The 17534-nt window shown below is 64.3% G+C and carries 14 protein-coding genes; 6 read left to right on the top strand and 8 right to left on the bottom strand.

What is annotated here, in order from left to right:
• Positions 1 to 33 precede the first annotated feature (33 nt).
• Genes ASC76_RS06165 through ASC76_RS06180 form a run of 4 tightly spaced genes read left to right on the top strand, consistent with a single transcriptional unit; the run spans position 34 to position 4745 of the window.
• Positions 34 to 1335, top strand: a complete 1302-nt coding sequence (locus tag ASC76_RS06165) for a nucleotide sugar dehydrogenase (protein ID WP_056464007.1) — start codon at positions 34 to 36, stop codon at positions 1333 to 1335.
• 19 nt (positions 1336 to 1354) lie between these two features.
• Positions 1355 to 2824 (top strand): polysaccharide deacetylase family protein, encoded by a 1470-nt coding sequence (locus ASC76_RS06170; protein WP_056464009.1) that lies wholly within the window; start codon positions 1355 to 1357, stop codon positions 2822 to 2824.
• 26 nt (positions 2825 to 2850) lie between these two features.
• The gene (locus ASC76_RS06175) at positions 2851 to 3573 is read left to right on the top strand and encodes a class I SAM-dependent methyltransferase (RefSeq protein WP_157615350.1); all 723 of its coding nucleotides are present in this window, start codon (positions 2851 to 2853) and stop codon (positions 3571 to 3573) included.
• Positions 3573 to 4745, top strand: a complete 1173-nt coding sequence (locus ASC76_RS06180) for a glycosyltransferase family 4 protein (protein ID WP_056464013.1) — start codon at positions 3573 to 3575, stop codon at positions 4743 to 4745. The genes ASC76_RS06175 and ASC76_RS06180 overlap by 1 nt, the downstream gene beginning before the upstream one ends.
• Before the next feature lie 16 nt (positions 4746 to 4761).
• Here the strand turns inward: ASC76_RS06180 and ASC76_RS06185 are convergent, their stop codons facing one another.
• From ASC76_RS06185 to ASC76_RS06220, 8 genes are all read right to left on the bottom strand, one after another.
• On the bottom strand, positions 4762 to 5892 hold the full coding sequence (locus tag ASC76_RS06185; protein WP_056464015.1) for a glycosyltransferase family 4 protein: 1131 nt from the start codon (positions 5890 to 5892) through the stop codon (positions 4762 to 4764).
• Between the two features lie 102 nt (positions 5893 to 5994).
• The gene (locus ASC76_RS06190; RefSeq protein WP_157615352.1) at positions 5995 to 7401 is read right to left on the bottom strand and encodes a hypothetical protein; all 1407 of its coding nucleotides are present in this window, start codon (positions 7399 to 7401) and stop codon (positions 5995 to 5997) included.
• A gap of 52 nt (positions 7402 to 7453) precedes the next feature.
• Positions 7454 to 8719 (bottom strand): fibronectin type III domain-containing protein, encoded by a 1266-nt coding sequence (locus ASC76_RS25855; RefSeq protein WP_056464018.1) that lies wholly within the window; start codon positions 8717 to 8719, stop codon positions 7454 to 7456.
• A 489-nt stretch (positions 8720 to 9208) separates the two neighbouring features.
• Positions 9209 to 10075, bottom strand: coding sequence for an XrtA/PEP-CTERM system-associated ATPase (locus ASC76_RS06200; protein WP_056464020.1), 867 nt, complete (start codon positions 10073 to 10075; stop codon positions 9209 to 9211).
• A gap of 7 nt (positions 10076 to 10082) precedes the next feature.
• On the bottom strand, positions 10083 to 11642 hold the full coding sequence (locus ASC76_RS06205) for a TIGR03016 family PEP-CTERM system-associated outer membrane protein (RefSeq protein WP_056464022.1): 1560 nt from the start codon (positions 11640 to 11642) through the stop codon (positions 10083 to 10085).
• 5 nt (positions 11643 to 11647) lie between these two features.
• Positions 11648 to 12229, bottom strand: coding sequence for an XrtA/PEP-CTERM system exopolysaccharide export protein (locus ASC76_RS06210; protein ID WP_200947141.1), 582 nt, complete (start codon positions 12227 to 12229; stop codon positions 11648 to 11650).
• A gap of 32 nt (positions 12230 to 12261) precedes the next feature.
• On the bottom strand, positions 12262 to 14256 hold the full coding sequence (locus tag ASC76_RS06215) for a UDP-N-acetylglucosamine 2-epimerase (RefSeq protein WP_056464026.1): 1995 nt from the start codon (positions 14254 to 14256) through the stop codon (positions 12262 to 12264).
• Between the two features lie 73 nt (positions 14257 to 14329).
• On the bottom strand, positions 14330 to 15103 hold the full coding sequence (locus tag ASC76_RS06220) for a Crp/Fnr family transcriptional regulator (RefSeq protein ID WP_056464028.1): 774 nt from the start codon (positions 15101 to 15103) through the stop codon (positions 14330 to 14332).
• 413 nt (positions 15104 to 15516) lie between these two features.
• On the opposite strand from ASC76_RS06220, the gene ASC76_RS06225 reads away from it, so the two are divergent.
• Together ASC76_RS06225 and ASC76_RS06230 are read left to right on the top strand one after the other, a co-directional pair.
• The gene (locus ASC76_RS06225) at positions 15517 to 16359 is read left to right on the top strand and encodes a response regulator transcription factor (RefSeq protein WP_235580368.1); all 843 of its coding nucleotides are present in this window, start codon (positions 15517 to 15519) and stop codon (positions 16357 to 16359) included.
• 365 nt (positions 16360 to 16724) lie between these two features.
• Positions 16725 to 17384, top strand: coding sequence for a response regulator transcription factor (locus ASC76_RS06230; protein WP_056464032.1), 660 nt, complete (start codon positions 16725 to 16727; stop codon positions 17382 to 17384).
• Positions 17385 to 17534: the final 150 nt, after the last annotated feature.

Below are 17534 nucleotides of genomic sequence, written 5' to 3' on the forward strand. Positions count from 1 at the left end.
GGATCGATACGAACTTGAAAGGGAGACCTTATCGTGAACATTGTCGTTGTGGGTGGCGGACGAATGGGTTTGCCACTGGCATGTGCGTTCGCGAAGAATGGTGCGTCTGTGACCGTCTGCGATATCGACTCGGCGCTCGTCGAAGAAATCAATCGCGGCGACTGCCCTTACGAGGAACCGGGACTCGCGGAGTTGCTGCAAATGTTGCATCGGCGCGGAGCCTTGCGGGCCTCGTGCGATACCACTGCCTCCGTGGCCTCCGCGCAGGCGATCGTCGTCATCGTTCCGGCACACCTGACGGCGGATCGTGAGATCGATCTCAGTATCCTTCACGCCGCGTCCGCAGCGGTCGGAAAGGGCCTGCAACGCGGCGCCATCGTGATTTACGAAACGACGATCGCGGTCGGCGGAACTCGCCGGCACCTGATTCCGGTGCTCGAAAATGAGAGCGGCATGAAGGCAGGTAGCGACTTTCTGGTCGCGTACAGCCCCGAGCGCGTCAAGGCAAACCTCGTGTTTGCGCGGCTCGAGCAGACACCGAAAGTGGTCGGTGGGCTCGACGCAGCATCCTGCGCGCTGGTGACGCACATGTATGCGACCTACCTGCGCGCACCCGTTCGGGATGTCGGCAGCCTCGAAGCGGCAGAAATGACGAAGTTGCTCGGCATGCTCTATCGAGACGTGAATATCGCTCTGGCAAACGAGCTGGCGGCGTTCTGCGAATTGGCCGGCGTGGACTTCGAGCGGGTACGAGGCGCGGCAAACGAAGACGGAGAGGCCAACCTGCTCGTCCCGGGGATCGGCGTCGGCGGCCACTGTACGCCCGTCTACCCGTACTTCCTCACTCGCGAGTCGCGGCGGCTCGGGATGATGCAGCGCCTGTCCGAGGCAGCGCGCGAAATCAACGATCTGCAGCCGTCACGTCAGCTGGATCGCATCGCAAGATTCTGGGGCTCATTGGGCGGCCGACGCGTGCATATTCTCGGTCTCGGTTTCCGGCCCGGCGTGAAGGTTGACACCTTCAGTCCGGCGTACGCCTTGCGGGACGATCTCCAGCAGCACGGCGCGATCGTGACGCTGGAGGATCCTTACTATTCCGAAGTCGAACTCAAGGCGCTTGGCTTTCAACCTGGCATTGCACGTGACGCCGCGCTCGTCGTCCTGAACACTGCGCACCCGGAGTTCGGTGAACCCGACTTCGACGCATGGCGACGTGGCGGAGTTGAAGTCGTCCTAGACGGCCGCAACTTGTGGGATCAACGCAAAGTCGAAGCGTTGGACTTGCTCTACTTCGGGATCGGGCGGTCCTGCCGCCTCGAGTTCGTGCGGCGCTGAGTTAGGACGAGCCCGACCCATGCCGCTCACGCTTCAAATCGTCGTGCGCTGTGCCGATTGCTTCGTCAATCGAGTTCGTTACGTGCTGGACACCCTGCTGCTCGCGCGCGGCATCGACGCGGTCTATGTCGACGAGCCGCCCTCTGACGGTCCGTGGCTGCTTTACGCGTCGGTGAGCGAGGCGATCCCGGTCGCCGCCACCTGTCTCGTCGTGGCGCACGACTCGGCCGCTTGGGCGATCTTCGATGGGTGTGCCACGTTACCTCCCGATGCGTCAGCAACGATCGATGGCATCCCGGTCGTCCTGTCGTCGGCGGTTCCGATTCGTTCGCAGCCTGGCCTGATCGCCTTCGACATCGTCGCGAATGCCTTCTACTTCCTGTCGTCATGGTCGGAGCGGGTGGGACCCGGCCCTGCTCATCACCGGCACTTGTACCGTGACAGCGAGTTCGCGCGGCTCGACGTGCCACAAGACATCGTGGACCGATACCTGCGCCTCCTGCTCCATCAATTCGATCTCCGCTTCGGTGGGCTCGCTCGTCTGGCGCGGTCGACGTTTCGTTGGCCAGGCGGCGCGAGCTACGCCGTGGTCCTGTCCCACGATGTCGACTTTCTGCCGTCGGGCTGGATGGACATCACGAAGCAGGGGGTCAAGACCATCGCTCGCCACCTGATCCGGCAGCGCAGTCCAGGACAGGCGGCGACTGCAGCGCTCAACTTCGTCAAGACAACTGCTTCCGGTCGAGATCCCTACGGTTGCCTGCCCTATCTGCCGGCGCGGGAGCAAAGCCTCGGGGTGAAAGCTTCGTACCAGATCGCCGTGTCCAGGCGCCATCCGCGCGATGTCAACTACGACGTGTATTCCGCTCGAACCCGCGACAAGCTGCGCGAGATTCTCGACTACGGCGCCGAGATCTGCCTGCACGGGAGTTACCTGTCAACCAGCCAGGAGGATTGGTATCTCGACGAGGTGCAAATTCTGTCCAAGCGCATTGCCCATCCGATCGGTTCGCGCCAGCACTATCTTTCGTTCGACTACGACGTGCTGTTCACTGCACAGGACAAGGCGGGCATTGCCTACGACATGTCAATGGGATACCCCGATCGCATCGGGGCGCGGTCCGGATTTTCGTTCCCGTACTTCCCCTATGACCTCCGCAACGACCGGCCTTACAGAGTGCTGCAGTTGGGCCTGGGTTTGATGGATGTCACGCTGCAGAGCTACATGAGACTGAGCGCCAACGACGCCTGGGGCAGGATCAAGAAGACGCTCGATTCATTGCGTGATACGGGCGGGTGCACATCCACAGTGTGGCACCCGATCGTGTTCGGAGGAGCGCGAGACCCCGGATTCGACCGCCTCTATTGGCAGATGATCGACTACGTGCGTCAGACCAATGGCTTGGCAACGGACGGCCGCACGATCAACCACGAGTGGCGGCGCGCCGCCGTGCGATACAAGAGTTTCGCGCCGGCGAAGACGCCTTGATCCGTGAGAGAAACCGAGGGGCAATCATGTTCGAACGTCAGGTCAACGCGGTGCGAAAGAGATGGCATTGGGTGAAATATCGCGATCGCCTCGAATCCGTGGCGACGATGGACGACTTCAAGGTACTGCTCGACGAGACGGACAACTCGATCTTTGCCGCCTACAAGGCGTGGGACCCGATCAGTCGAAAGGATGTGTCAGCCGTCCTCGACGCCTTGTCGATCGACATCAACGGCAAGCGCTTTCTTGACGTCGGTCCCGGCTACGGCTCGGCGCTCGACATCGCGCGCGAGCGCGGGGCCAGTGCGGTCGAGTTCGTCGACTACGACCCGTTCGTCTGCGCTTTCAACCGGATCAAGGGTCACACCGGTTGGTGCACGGATGTGAGAACCAAGCTGTCCTCCATTGCGCCGCGCCAGTACGACTTTATCTGGCTCAAGGCGACGTTTTCGGCCAACCGGTTCATCGACCGGGAGCGGGGCCTCGGCATGCTCGGCTTCTACCGATACCCGAAGCTGGAGAGCATACTGACCGACGTTGATCGACTGCTGGCGCCAGGTGGAATTGCCGTCTTCTGCCCGCACTGGGACTTTTCCGGTACACAACGGCGGACGCCAGATGTTCAGAACACCCCGGTAACGACAGCGCTGAAGCAGCAAGGCTACTCGGCACTGCCGTGGATTCCGGATCACCATATGGAGCCGATCTATCCGATCAGTTTCATCAAGACCAGGCCAGGCGCCAACTGATGCCTTCCATACTGATGGTGGCCTATACGAACTATCGACGCGACCCCCGGGTCCGCCGCGAGGCCGAAGCGCTTGTCGAGGCAGGTCATCGTGTCGTCTTCTACGCATGCAGGCAGGCGTCCGAGCCGAACCGCGAAATCATCTCGGGTGTCGAGGTGATCAAACTGTTCAGCTTCCGGCACGGACGGAAGTCGGCTTTTGGCTATGTGGTCGACTATGCAAGCTTCTTCTTGCAAGTTTTCGCGCGCCTGACGGCGCATCCAAGGCGGTACGCGCTCATCCATGTCAACAACATGCCCGATCTGCTCGCGTTCGCGGCGCTGGGGCCAAGGCTGGCCGGGGTGCCGGTGATCTTGGACATCCATGACCTGATGCCCGAACTGGCGATGGAGAAGTTTTCCGGACGTGGCAATCGAATGCTGGTGTGGGGCTTGAAGTTGCAGGAGCGGCTCGCCGGCAAGTTTGCGACGCTTGTATTGACGGTGGAGGAACGCCTCAAGGAGATCCTGTCTCACCGCGGGTTGTCCCCCTCGAAGATCCATGTGCTGATGAATCTCCCCGACGAAGCGATCTTTCAGCGCGCGGAAGGTCCGAGCACCCGGCAAGCGACACGCTTCACGGTGATCTACCATGGCACGCTTGCGCGTCGACTCGGCTTGGATATTGCGATCCGTGCGGTGGCACTGGCTCGACAGTCGATTCCGGAGATCGAATTCCGCATCATCGGCGATGGCGAAGAACGAGGTGCACTCGTGGCGCTGGCACGCGAACTGGGGCTGGCCGATGCAGTCCGCTTCAGCGACGGCTTCGTCCCTGTCGACCGCATTCCGGCGATGATCCACGATGCCCACGTGGGCTTGGTACCGCTTCGAATCTCAGCCGGAACCGACATCATGCTTCCCACGAAGCTTCTCGAGTACGTCTATCTCGGCATCCCGTGCATCGTCCCGGAGACCACGACCATCCGACGCTACTTCGACCAGAAAATGGTGCGCTTCTTTCAGGCAGACGACGTCGATTCGCTCGCTTCGGCCATCGTTTCACTGCATCAGCACCCCGGAGCCCGGGTCGGCCTGGCAAGGGAATCCACCGCCCGATTTGCGAACGTCTACCGATGGAGTTCGCAGAAGCTGGCTTACGTGCAGACCGTGGAACGCCTGCTGCGGCGCTGAGTTCACGCCCGCGACTTCACAGCGACGACACGAGGCGCTCCGCAAGAGCCTTTTTCGGGTCCGCTGGCATGCGCTTTCGGATCAGATCCGCAGCGCTCTGGCCCATGTCGAACCATCGGTCACGTTGCGCCCAAGCTGTCTCCATCGCCTCTCCCCAGCAGTCGACAGTGGCAGCACGGCTGAGAAAACCGTTGCACCCCTCCCGGATTTCGGAGAGTGCGCCCGCCACTGCAGTCGCCACCACGGGTCGCCCCAGCCACATGGCCTCCAGCATTGCAAGTGACATGCCCTCGTGTCGAGATGGCAGTGCGAGGATGTGATGCCGACGCCAGACTTCGGTCGGTGAAGCGAACCCTCCGAAGCGGATGTTCGAGAGGCCGCGTCGTTCGATCAACACGCGCGCGGTTGCCTCCCAAGGGCCGCGCCCGTAAATCGTCAGCTCCAGATTTCGTGCCCGCCACTCCGGGCGATCCAGCACATCGATGAGCAGATCTTGCCCCTTGGCGAAAGGCTCGATACGTCCAACCACGGCCATTCGCCATGTGCCATCTTCCGCTGGCCACGGAAGCGATTCGTGCGGCGTCGACGGCTGCAGCGGATTCCACACGACGTCCGTGTTCTGTGCGTCATACGCCGTCTGGACCCGGAACAAGCGCTCGTTCTCGCCCGAGACGAACAGCGCCGCACGTGCACTCCCGAAGTAGCGGCGAAGGCGTTCTGCCGTCTGATCGTCAGGCCAGACCGATTCCATGTTCGCCTGGCACAGCACGACATAAGGAACGCCCCGACGGCCGAGCAGTTCCAGCCAGGGCTGACCGTCGACACACCCGCCTTGAGAAACGAGCACGAGGTCCATGGACCTCCAGGCATTGCTGTGTGGAATGGGGTGCGCGACGGGAAGCTTTCGGATTCTCTTTCCCAGGTGTCCTGTCAGGGCCGTGAGAAACGCCGACCTCCACCCAAACCCTTGAACCTTGGCGCCCCGGTCTCGCAGAGCTGCCAACTGCGGCGCCCAGCCTCGTACGGCGGGGTAGTAGACGCAGACGTCGTGCCCCGCATCGAGCAACTCCTGCGCGGCACCGTACCAGAGCTCCTCGCTGCCCGCCCAAGACAGCGCGTTCATCGTCGTGACGATCCCGATCTTCATTCGATGCCCGACCCGTGAGAGTTGCCCTCGCGGTGATTTTGCATCGAAGCAACAAGAAGGCCGGCGAGTTCTTCGCCGGCCTCTCCAAGTCTCTGAAATCGCTCAGTTGACGACGCGCAGGCTGACCGGTGGCGGAAGCGGCACTGCCGCGACTGCGGAGCCCAGACCACCGGCTCCGAGTGCCCAATTTCCGGTCGCCGGACGATCCTCGAGCTGCGGGTTCGGCCAAGTGGCGCCCTTGGCAATCGCCTTGCCGTACGCGGCGCCGAGATTGACGCCGCTCGTCAAGACCGGCGATGTCGAGAGGAGCGAGAAGTCATTGCCTGCGTAGTCGGTGAACTGCGGATTGACTCCGCAAAGCTCGCCGATTCCGCCCGAACAGCTGGGGATGTTGGAGCCGAACCAAAGATCGTGGTCGCGCTTGACCGTCATGGTTCCGGTCAACGTGGTCTGCGACTGCGTGTACACGATGTTGTTCTTCAGGTTCGCCACACCCGGCGCATTCAGATTGAACACGTTGTTCGACGCAGAACCTTTCGAAACCAGCGTGTTGTTGAAGATGTTGAAGACCACATCGGTCTGATTGCAGCAGGTCGCGATCCCGTTTGCGGCACTGGCACCGTTGAGTCCGAGAAAGACGTTGCTGTAGATGTTGATGGTGCCACGCAGCCCTTCGAGCATCATCCACGATCGGTCATTCGTCGCGTTCGAGTTCATGACGATCTTGTTGTAACGGATCGTCCAGTCGCCCGGCGGCCCACCACTGGCCCCGCCCTTTTGGTACGTCTGTATGGCATCGTTGTGCGCATAGCTGCCGCTGCCGCCCGCTCTCATCTCGAGGTAATTCCCCTCGACGACGACGTTCGTCGAACCCTCGGTGACGATGAGGTCGTTCTGGGTGTTGCCCAAATCCGCAGTCGTCTGCCTCAGGAAGTTGTTGGCAATCGTGATGTTCGATGGCAGGACGGCACCGTTGTACTGCGCCAGGAAGAAGGCCCCTCGAATGTTGTCCGCGTAGTTGTTAGCGACCACGCCGTTGGATCCGCCGACAATCGTGACCAACGTTCCCGCGTAACCGTCGACCCAAGTGATGTTCTGGACGTTCCACCACGATTTGTTGGCGGTATTGACCTCACCTGAATAGGTCGCGCCACTTCCGTTGAGGACAACGGGACTCCCGCTCGCGCCGCTGCCTTGGAAGGTGAGATTGGTGGAGATGCTCCCGCAGAGCCTCACGGTGGTGCCGGCACCAATCTGGCTTGTGCTGACCCCCCAATTCGAGCTGCTGTTGAACCACGACGCTGCACGCGCGTTGGCGCAGCTCGATCCGTCAGCGCTGCCTTGTGCGCTTTGCGCCAGGTAGACCGAGGTCGCGGATGCTTCGGCCGATCCATACATTCCTGCCCCGAGCGCCAGGGCCAGGCAGACTGCAGCGGTATTGGACGTCACGCGCCGCTGCTCTTGGTTGCGCAAAGTGACGTGCGCAGTTTTCAGAAATTTGCTAGACATAAGAGAGTCCCGATAGTGGTGTCGAATCGATCAACTGCAGGTGCGTTGTGACCTAGGGAATGAGCTTGCTCGCCTCGTTCGAGTACGCGCTTTCGTTGCCATTCGCGTCGATCGCCGTCACGGCAAAGTAGTACAGATTATTCGATGTCAGATTGTTCACCGTATACGTAGTCGTGTTGCCGGTGGCAATCCCCGATCCCTTCGACTGGAGATAGGTCCCGGAAGCGGTGCCGTAGTACAAGCGATAACCGGAGACGCTCGGTGCCGTGGAGGCTGCCCATGCCAGCGATACCGGTGCCGGTGCCGGTGCAGGTGCAGGTGCCGGTGCAGGTGCCGGTGCAGGTGCCGGTGCAGGTGCCGGTGCAGGTGCCGGTGCAGGTGCCGGTGCAGGTGCCGACGTTGAAGTCAGAACCTGGCAGACCTTCTTTGTCCCGGGCAGCGGATCGGTGCCGAAGAAGCGATTCGAGCACTTGCCCGACGAAGTCACGCTCTTCGAGACCCAGCTTGTTCCTGCGCCATAGCGGACTGTCGCCGTACCGCTGACCGTGAACGACTGGCCTTCGACGGCGATCTGAGTCCACGTCGTCGTCGTGGCAGATGTCGGCGCTGGCGCCGGCGCGGGGGCAGGTGACGGCGCCGCCGAATTCGAAAGATAAGCCGACACTGGCGAGTTGAAATACGTCGCACCGACCGTCCAGCTGCCGGGCAGGCTGGTCAGGTTCGTGGCCAGCGTCGTCACGGTGGCGCCGCCGCCGGAGGCGACATCACGGAACTGCAGCGTGCCGTAGCCGACAGGGGCAAGGACGGCGATCCAGTAACGCGACCCGGCCACGACGTTGACAGCAGTCGTCAACCGGATCGCATTCCACGCGCCCGCCTTGGGACTGTCCGACACCACGCTGGTCAGCAACCGGCCTGGAGCGCCGGCGGCGTCCTCGTAGATGCCGACGACAGCGCGGGTCGCGGTGCTTCCGGCGTCGATGTACACGTTCAGCGTGTCCGCGGTGCCGGTGGTTCCGGCGGCAAACTGGAACGCTTCAGCCATGCCCGCGGGGTTCTTGTCCACGCCCGACTGGACAACGTTCGAGCCGAGCAGCAGGCCCGTGGTCGACGCGGTGGCCGTCGTGGTGCTGCTGTAGGCCAGGGCCTTCGCGGTCGGCTGAGCCTGGTCGCCGGTCGGCGCCGAGTTGCCGACAGTGGCCGCCTCGGCGGTCGGATCGGCGGCGCCACTTCCGCCGCCGCCGCCGCAGGCCGTCAGGAACACGGTGGAGATCAGGGCAGAAAGCAAGGCCTTGCGATGAATGAAGTCAGGTTGCATAGGGTCGATGAATAAATTGAGTAAAAACCACTCCGCCGAGCTGGCGCTCGAGCGACTGGGATGCGGTGCCTCGGAAGGAGCGAACCGACCAAAGTCGGTATGACGTGGAACGTGGGCTTCGCTTCAGAGGTGTCCCTGACAGAACTTCATCGGGACCATGACGAACCGGTCTGAGTCGGTTGTCTCGGTTGTATTGGGCCGGTGCTGAACCCGCCCCTCGATACAGAATGCGTCAATCCGGACAGGGAGCGCGCAGTTACATCAAGTCGTATTTACACGCGCTTGCGGCTTAGCTCGCGTGCGTGGCGGTACTGCACGGACGCGACGCGTGAACTTCGTCAGCTCGACTGACGTGTTACGGCGCTTCGGCAACGCGACTGAAACAAGGCTGCCGCAAAACGTCGGCACGAACACCCCTGGATACGTATTTCTAGGGATATGTCGCAGACGCGCTTTGTGACAGTTCTGAGCACTTTAGAGGGAAGGCGATCAGTCCCTGATCGCTCCGGCGGCTCGATTCGCGCCATCGGGTACGTCCTCACCGGCGAGTTCCGCGCCCAGTTCGGCCGCAGCCTCGGCCACATTATCGGGCGTGATTTCTTGGCTTTCCGCGAGCCACCCGGCGAGCAGCGCGCGGGTACACAGCACATTGATTCGCCGGGGGATGCCGCCAGTGCGCCGATGAATGGACGCGAGGGCCACTTCGCCGAGCTGCGGCCGGTCGACCCAGCCGACCCTGCGCAGCCGGTGCTCGATGTAGCCACGGGTTTCGGCGACGCTCATCGGGCCGAGGTGGCACGACGCGATGACGCGTTGCCGCAGCTGCTCCATCGAGGCCGAGTGCAGCATCTTGCGCAGTTCCGGCTGCCCCACGAGAAACGTCTGGAGGAGCGCCTGGCTGCCCAGCTGGAAGTTCGACAGCATGCGCAATTCCTCGACTTCCTCGAGGCCCAGGTTCTGCGCTTCGTCGACGATGAGCAGTGCGCGGCGGCCGTTCGCCGCCAGCGCGGTGAAATACGCCTCGAGCGTCCCGAGCATCTGCGCCTTCGAGGTGCCGGCGGCCGGCACGCCGAACGCCATGCAGATCGCCTGGAGCAATTCGCTCGTGTCCAGCTGCGTGTTGACGACCTGCGCCGCGACGACGTCGGCGGCATCCAGGTCTTCGAGCAGCTTGCGCACCAACGTCGTCTTGCCGGAGCCGATTTCGCCGGTGACGACGATGAAGCCCTCGCCCTGGTAGACGCCGTATTTCAGGTACGACAGGGCCTGGCCATGCCCCTTGCTCGCGAAGTAGAAGCTCGGATCGGGACTTAGCTGGAACGGCGGCGCGCTGAACCCGTAGTGGGACTCGAACATCGGTGACTCAGAAGCGATGGCTCATGCCGACGAACGCGAGTGTCGCACTGTAGTCGTGATAACCGGCGACCGTCGTACTGAATCGCGTGTGCTCGACGCCCGCAAAGGCGGTTGTTCGCGGCGAAAGGGCCTGTCGCATGGCCAGGCGCAGGGTCCGCTCGTCGCTTACATCGCCCTCACGGGCCGCCACACCTTTGACCTTCGACCATCGTGCCAGGAGGTTTGCCGTAAGTTGTGGCGTGAGGCGACGACTGAATTGCACCGACCCCCCGGATTGCCGGCTGTCCGTCGTTGAAAGGGTCGACGACGCAAGCGGGTCTCCCTCGCGAGAAAGCCGAGTTCTCGTCTGGGCGTAGAGGATCAACGACGCCGCATTGCGCGCACTCAGCCAGGTCCAGTCCGCCTGGACGTTTGTGACCAGCTGTGGGTAGTTGGCCACGATGTCCACGGCGCCCGGGCTGCGCGTGTCCAGACCTCGACTGGCCACCACCTGATCGACGACGCCCTCGCGCGTCGCGGGGTCCGGGTAGCGGGTCGTTAGGATGGCGTCCAGGAAATTGCGCACATCGGCTCCACTTCGCACGCCAAATGAACTCGTCTCCAGCACCGGCTGGCGGCTGGCGTTGATGGAGAAGGACATCGACGGCATCCGGTGCCGGAACAGGAAGCTGCCCGATCGCCCGAAGAAGCGGTGCTCGAGTTCGGCCGACAGTTCGGTGCGCGGCCCGGGATTCCATTGCACCGCGGCGCCGTAACGCGTGTCGGTGTAGTCGGTGCCTGCGAACCGGCTGCGATCCATACCCACGATAGCGCCCAGCACGACGTGTTCGGCCACGGCGAAAGTACCTTGCGCCCGTCGGCCTTCGATCGTGAACCGGTTGCTCGTCGCGCGGCGCGTCTCGGTATCCAGGCGCGACAGTTCGATCGTCCCGCCGATCGGTGTCGGCTTGCGTGTGATGCGGGCGAGCGTCTGGTTCGTGAGCAGTTGGGCCGAGTCGCCTGCAGGGTGGATCGTCAGACCCAGATCGTGGCGCACCAGCGCGGTGGTGTTCGAATCGATCTCGCGCTCGATGTAAGGACTGATCTGGTAGATGCCTTCGATGCGCCGATTCACATCGCTTCCCTGGTAGGCGCGCGTTCCGAATTCATCCGCCTCCGACTGCCGGATGTGAGCACGGGCGTCCAGGTACACCCAACGATCCACGAGCGTCGACTGAAGCGACGCGCGCAGGTCGGGCACCGCTCCACCCTGCTGCGAGCCGTTTGTATACCCGAACAAAGTGACCGCGGCATCGAGGTCGAACTTCATCGCGGCGCTGCGCCGAGACATCCGCAGTTGCGGCCGGACGGACAGGATGACGTCACTGCGCTCCTGCCCTTTCGGGTCCAGGTGGCCGTTGTCCGTCGCGCCGATCTGGCTGCTCACCTCGAGGATCGCGGGTGGCGACTGTCTCGCCTCGCCCTCTGCGGGCAGCGTGAACTGGGCGTGCACCATCGCGACCGGCAGCACACTGCCCCAGGCGATCGCGACAGCCTCGCACACGAGGCGTGAGCGGCGCGGGTCCACGCGGCTCAGAACCAGCTTTGCGGGACGATGATCACGTCGCCGGGCATCATCGCGACGTTGGCCGAGATGTCGCCGCGCCGCAGCAGGTCCTTGAGTCTGATGCTGTACTGCTTGCCGCCCTCGGCGCCGCGGATCAGGATCGCGCCGTTGCCATCGGCGAAATCGGTCAGGCCGCCCACCTGGATCATGACGTCGAGCATTGTCATGTTCTGCCGGTACGGCACGGCCTGCGTCTTCGCAGCCTCCCCGACGATGCGGATCTGATCGGAATAGACCCCCTGGAAGGTCGAGACGACGATGCTGACCACCGGCTCGCGGATGTACTTGCCGAGTGCCCGTTCGACGTCGCGCGAGAGGTCCGCCGGGTTGCGACCAGCCGCCTGCATGTCCTCGACCAGCGGCATCGAGATCATGCCGTCGGGACGCACGGTGATCGTCGCGGACAGCTCGGGGTTGCGCCAGACGACGACGTTGAGTGTGTCGAGCGGGCCGATCTTGTAGCGCAGGCTCGGCGCGTCGACCGCCTGGGGCGCAGGCGGGTACGACGGGCGGGTCGAGCAGGCGGCGACGGCGCCGAGCGCGATCATCGGCACGACCAGGAGCGCCCGCCGTCTGCCGGCTATCCGGCGATCGGCTCGCTCTGCTTCGAGGGGATTGCGGGCGAACGTGAAGCTGTCCATTTGATTCTCTCCAGAAGGCCGAGCCACTCAGACAGGAATGCGGCCATGCGTGGCGCAGCGTGACCATCCCAGCGCGGCGGCGTGTCGACCTCGCGCCCGCCGTTGAACACGAACTGCCAGACCGCACGGGTGACGCGCGCCACGCTGCGATCGGTCTCGGCATCGTTCAGCCAGCCGCCGTCCGCGGCCTGCCCGACATGACGCGCGCCGAGCGAGATGGCCGGCACGTGCAGCGCCGCAGCCTCTTCGATCACGTCGAGGCAATCGGTCAGCGCGCAGGTCGCGTCGCGCAGGAGGCTGACGAATCCCGCATGGCCCAGCTCGTCGGTGCAGGTCACGTGGCACCCCTGCAGCATGCGCGAGAGCTGAGGATCCGCCAGATTCGCGCGTCGCATCGGCCACACGAGCGGCAGGTCGCGGCTCACCTCGCGCAGCAGCGTCAGCAGCTCCTGCGAGCGACGCGACGTCGCGTCGTTGTCCCAGGCCTTCAGTGCCACGACACCGTAGCCGCGCCGTTCATCCCGGAGTGCGGCGCCGATGTCGTGCCCGGCCGTCTCGGCGTCGCGCATCTCCATCTGAAGGGCGAATCGCACCGCATCGATCAGCGGGTTGCCGAGGTCGACGGTCAGCGTCGCCGGGTCGGGTTCGGTCGCGTACGCGGACGGCTGGCATTGGAACCGCACATCCGCGATCCGCGCGATCGCCGCCCGCGGCGAGGCCGGGTCCAGCAACTCGCCGGCGCCCTGAGGATCGCTGCAGACATGCACCAGCGGCACGTCGTGCTCCTGACAGATCAGCGCACAGCACTGGGAACTCGCATTCCCGTCGAACACGATCACCGCCTTCGGCCGGTACCGCTCCAGCGCCGCCTCGAAGCGGGTCGACAACTGGTTCAGCTCGAGCGGCCAGGTGGTACTCAATTCGACCGGCTCGGCGGCGAGCCCGACAAACTCGTGAAGCGGGCGATTCAGCTCCCAGGGCACGGGGTCGGAGGCGCCGAGCAGCAACGGTGGCGGCAGGTCCGCGCGAGCCTGGATGGCAAGAAGCAAGGGAACGGCCTTGACATGATCGCTGCGCCCGCTCGCCACGATCATCAGCACGCCGTGCCGGTCCGCCGGCCTTGGCGCGACCGGGTTCGCAGTGCGGTGCACCGCACCGGGCTGTGCGTTGTCCGTCTCCGCCCGCAGCGCACGGGCCACGGTGAAGACGCAGGGTGAGTCGATGTGCGCGCCACCGGCGAGCATCTGCGCGAGCAGCAACCGGTTCGCCAGCACGTTGATCCGCCGCGCAACCCCCTCGGTGCAGCGGTGGATTTCGTCGAACGCCGCCGCGTCGAACGACGGCACACCGACCCAACCCACCTTGCGCAGACGATGCTCGACATAGCCTTGCGTCTGCCCGGGCCCCATCGCGCCGATGTGGCACACCTGCTGGACGACGGCGTCCAGCGTCGCCGGGAACGCACGCGCGACGTGCGCGCGGAGTTCGGGATGGCCGACGAGGCAGATCCGGAACGCCACCTGCGTGGCCGCCCCGAGTTCGGCCAGCTCGCGCAGGCGTTGCAACGCCTCGGACGACAGATTCTGGGCCTCGTCGATCGCAAGCACGGCGCGGCCGCCCGCGAGCGCGAGGAAGCGGTGGCGCAGCAAGTCCGTGGCGTCCCGGGGCATCTCGCCGGTCGTGACGGCACCGAACTGGAGGGCCGCGGCCTGCACGACCTCCACCGCGTCGAGTTGGGTGCTGACCAGGTGCGCGACGGCCACGCCCTCCGCCCGCCACTGGGCGATCAGGAATCGCAGCACGGTGCTCTTGCCGGCCCCCAGGTCGCCGGCGATCACCAGCACCGGCCGCTCGTCCTCGAAGATCTGCCGCATCGCCGCGAGGGCGTCGACGTGGCTGGCGCCGTCGAACAGGAACTCGGGATCGGGGCTCAACCGAAAAGGCGGGGCCTCCAGACCGAAATGCCTTTCGTACATGGCTTGCCCGCATCCAGCCCGAGCAGCCGCGCTACGGACGTGCGCAGGGCACGGGCACAGGGCGCCACCCGACGCCACCCCGCGCCTTGCGCCGTTCCCCGGATCCGTCGTCGGTCTGGCGCCGCGCGCCCTGGGAGAAGGCCTGCAGGCGGTCGATGTCGAGGATCTCGACTTCGCGGTTGTCGACGTCGAGCAGGCCCCAATCCGCCATCATCTTCAAGGACCGGCTGATCGTCTCGTGCGCGACGCCCAGGTAACTCGCGATGTCGCGCCGGGTCATGCGCAACAGCAGCCGGCGCGGCGATTGGCCATCTGCGGCCATGCGACGGGAAAGTTGCAGAAGGAACCGCGCCAGCCGCGCTTCCGAGGATACGGCGGCCATCACGTCGGTGTGCTCGCTCTGGCGGGCCAGCGCGCTGCTGAACAGCATGTGAAGCGCGCGGCCGAACGCCGGCGTGCGCTCCGAGTAGGCAAACAGATCGCGCACCAGAAGCACAAACGTCGTCGACTCCTCGAGCGCAATCGCCTCGTTGGGATGCTCATCCAGGCACAAGGCGTCGAAGCCGAGCATGGCGGTGCGTCCCGCGAAGCCCAAGACCTGCTCGTAGCCATCCCGCTCGGTGTGGAAGATCTTGAATGATCCGCTTCTGACGATCTGCACCGACTCGACCCGCCCTCCCTCATGGAACAGGGTCTCGCCGCTGCGCAGGCGCCGTACCGGCACCGGCAGGTCGAGCAGGCCTCCAAGGGCCAGTTCTCGCACCCCCATCAACCGCAGCAGATCACCCATCGTCGTGCTCGCCATGGGCGGGGATCTCCCGGGAGGAACGAACGCCGGGAGGTCCGAAGAAGCTCCAAATTCGATGGTGCAGTTGTTCATGAAAGGAGGTTGTGCTGTGAGCAGTTGTTGCCAGCTTGCGGTTGGCGAAACCTTTTGAACATCGGAACTCTCACCAGATTTCGGTTCACTGCTCCCCTAGGGATCAAAAACTCGTCTCGTCCAGGATTAGGAATATTCCTAGCGCGCGCCTGGCCGTATGCGCTCAACGCCCGGTACGGTCCGAAACGCCCCGCCGGCGGGCTCCGCCGCGAGAACACGCGATCCGGGGGAGGCACCTCCCTAACCTAGGGGAGCGGAAACGGGTCTTGCGGTTGCACACTAGGTGTCAGGTGAATGCAACCGTCTGAGCAGGCGTCTTGCCCGGTGGCAATGGTTGCGTGACCGACAAGATGAACTTGCCCTACCCGTTCCACGAACGTGACAGTCGCCATCCAAAGTCTCGCCTCGAGCCTACGTCGGTTCGGCTGACGCCGGAGCCCGCACCCGACACGGGGCGCCGCCTGTTGTTGGTCGACGATCACACGATCGTTCGCGAGGGCATCAAGTGCATTCTCGAATCGCCGGATTTGCCATGGTCCGTCACCGAGGCGGAGTCCGGCTACAGGGCGCTCGAGTGGCTGGGCGAGCGCTCCTTCGCCATCGCGGTTGTCGATCTTTCGCTGCCCGGCATGCCCGGCCTCGAACTGATCCGCCGCATTCGCACGGAGCACCCGCGCCTGCCGGTGATGGTGCTGAGCATGCACCACGAAGAACAATACGCCGTCCGCGCGTTCAAGGCGGGGGCCACGGGCTACCTGACCAAGGACAGCGCCGCCACGGGCCTGTTGAGCGCCGCTGAGATCGTTGCTTCGGGCGGTGTCTGCCTGCCCGACGGATTTGCCGACAAGGTCGTGCAACAGATGTGCGGCCTGGCCGAGAGGCCTCGCCACTCGACGCTTTCCGATCGCGAGTTCGACGTGCTGTATCGGATCGTCGCCGGCCAGCGCATGACCGACATCGCGTCGGCACTTCACCTGTCGGTCGCGACCGTCAGCAACCACAAGGCGCGCATCAAGGAGAAGTTGGAACTTCCGAACATGGCCGCGCTGATCCGGTATTCGACGCTGCATGGGCTGGACCAGTACAGCGCGGAACCCATGGCAGCCCATCGGGGCGGCGAACGAGCCGGCGGCTTGACAGGTTCGAAGCACGATGAATCGCTGAGACCGCGTGGCCCGTGAATTGACTCGGCTCAACGCGGTCGATTCATCGCGAAGTAGATTGTGCATTCGGTGGTGCGTCGACGCGTTGCCGCTCCAAGGAGACAACCCATGAGCGGTCTTCGTGCAATTTCATGCCTGCTCCTGGCGTCCCTGATCGGCCTCGCCGCCTGCGACAAGCTGAAACCGCCCGTCCCGTCCACGGACATCGGCGCGTCGGCGCCGAAGGCCACGACACCTGGACCCTGACGCCCATCGCTGCGCCCGACGGCCCCCCCAACAAAGGGGGGCGACGCGCATCTTGCCCCGCGCATCCGTTACGCTCGAAGATCGACACCGCTTCCGAATGTTCGGAAGCGACGTTCGTCACGGGAAGGTCATCGGTCATGAACGCCCCGTCAACGCCGACATGCCCCGCGCGGCTGCTGCTGGTGGACGATCACACGATCGTGCGAGAGGGCATCAAGCGCCTCCTCGCGCCTCTGGCAGGGCAATGGACACTGAGCGAAGCCGGCAGTGCCCGCGAGGCGCTCGACTGCCTGCGTCGCGACAACCATGCGATTGCCATCGTCGATCTCTCGATGCCCGGGATGACAGGCCTGGAGCTGATCCGCCGCATCAAGGCGGACCATCCGAGCGTGGCGGTCGTGGTGCTGACGATGCATGCCGAGGAGCAGTACGCGATGCGCGCCTTCAAGGCCGGAGCCAAGGGCTACCTCACCAAGGACAGCGCCGCCGCCGAACTGATCGTGGCGCTGCACAAGGTGGCTGCCGGCGGCACCTACATCACGGCCCGACTCGCCGAGCGGGTGGTCCGTCAGCTGAACGGCGCGACGCCGACGCCGCGCGTCGACGGGCTCTCCGATCGTGAGCTCGACGTGCTCCACCGCCTGGTGGCCGGGCAACGCCTGACGGAGATCGCCGACGCCTTGCACCTCTCGGTGAAGACGGTCAGCGCGCACAAGACACGGATCCAGGAAAAGTTGCAGCTGCCCAGCATGGCGGCGCTGATCCGCTACGGCATGGAGCAGCAGCTCGTGCGGTGAACACCCGAACCGCAGCGGCCTAGAGTCGCCTCGGTGGAGAAGGACGGGGCGGGGTTTCAGCCTCGTCCTCCGCGTACCCGATCCAGGCCGCATGAACTGCCCTGGTGATCCGCGCGCCGCGTTGACGCGGGTCAAGCGCCCAGTGTCCGA

Origin of the sequence: Rhizobacter sp. Root404, from assembly GCF_001425865.1 — a bacterium.
Taxonomy (GTDB): Bacteria; Pseudomonadota; Gammaproteobacteria; order Burkholderiales; family Burkholderiaceae_C; genus LMDS01.

Coding starts and splice junctions, on each gene's coding strand:
- ASC76_RS06180 (WP_056464013.1), top strand. CDS start 3,573: ATGCCTTCCATACTGATGGTGGCCTATACGAACTATCGACGCGACCCC.
- ASC76_RS06190 (WP_157615352.1), bottom strand. CDS start 7,401: ATGTCTAGCAAATTTCTGAAAACTGCGCACGTCACTTTGCGCAACCAA.
- ASC76_RS06200 (WP_056464020.1), bottom strand. CDS start 10,075: ATGTTCGAGTCCCACTACGGGTTCAGCGCGCCGCCGTTCCAGCTAAGT.
- ASC76_RS06210 (WP_200947141.1), bottom strand. CDS start 12,229: ATGATCGCGCTCGGCGCCGTCGCCGCCTGCTCGACCCGCCCGTCGTAC.
- ASC76_RS06230 (WP_056464032.1), top strand. CDS start 16,725: ATGAACGCCCCGTCAACGCCGACATGCCCCGCGCGGCTGCTGCTGGTG.
- ASC76_RS06185 (WP_056464015.1), bottom strand. CDS start 5,892: ATGAAGATCGGGATCGTCACGACGATGAACGCGCTGTCTTGGGCGGGC.
- ASC76_RS06220 (WP_056464028.1), bottom strand. CDS start 15,103: ATGGCGAGCACGACGATGGGTGATCTGCTGCGGTTGATGGGGGTGCGA.
- ASC76_RS06170 (WP_056464009.1), top strand. CDS start 1,355: ATGCCGCTCACGCTTCAAATCGTCGTGCGCTGTGCCGATTGCTTCGTC.
- ASC76_RS25855 (WP_056464018.1), bottom strand. CDS start 8,719: ATGCAACCTGACTTCATTCATCGCAAGGCCTTGCTTTCTGCCCTGATC.
- ASC76_RS06175 (WP_157615350.1), top strand. CDS start 2,851: ATGTTCGAACGTCAGGTCAACGCGGTGCGAAAGAGATGGCATTGGGTG.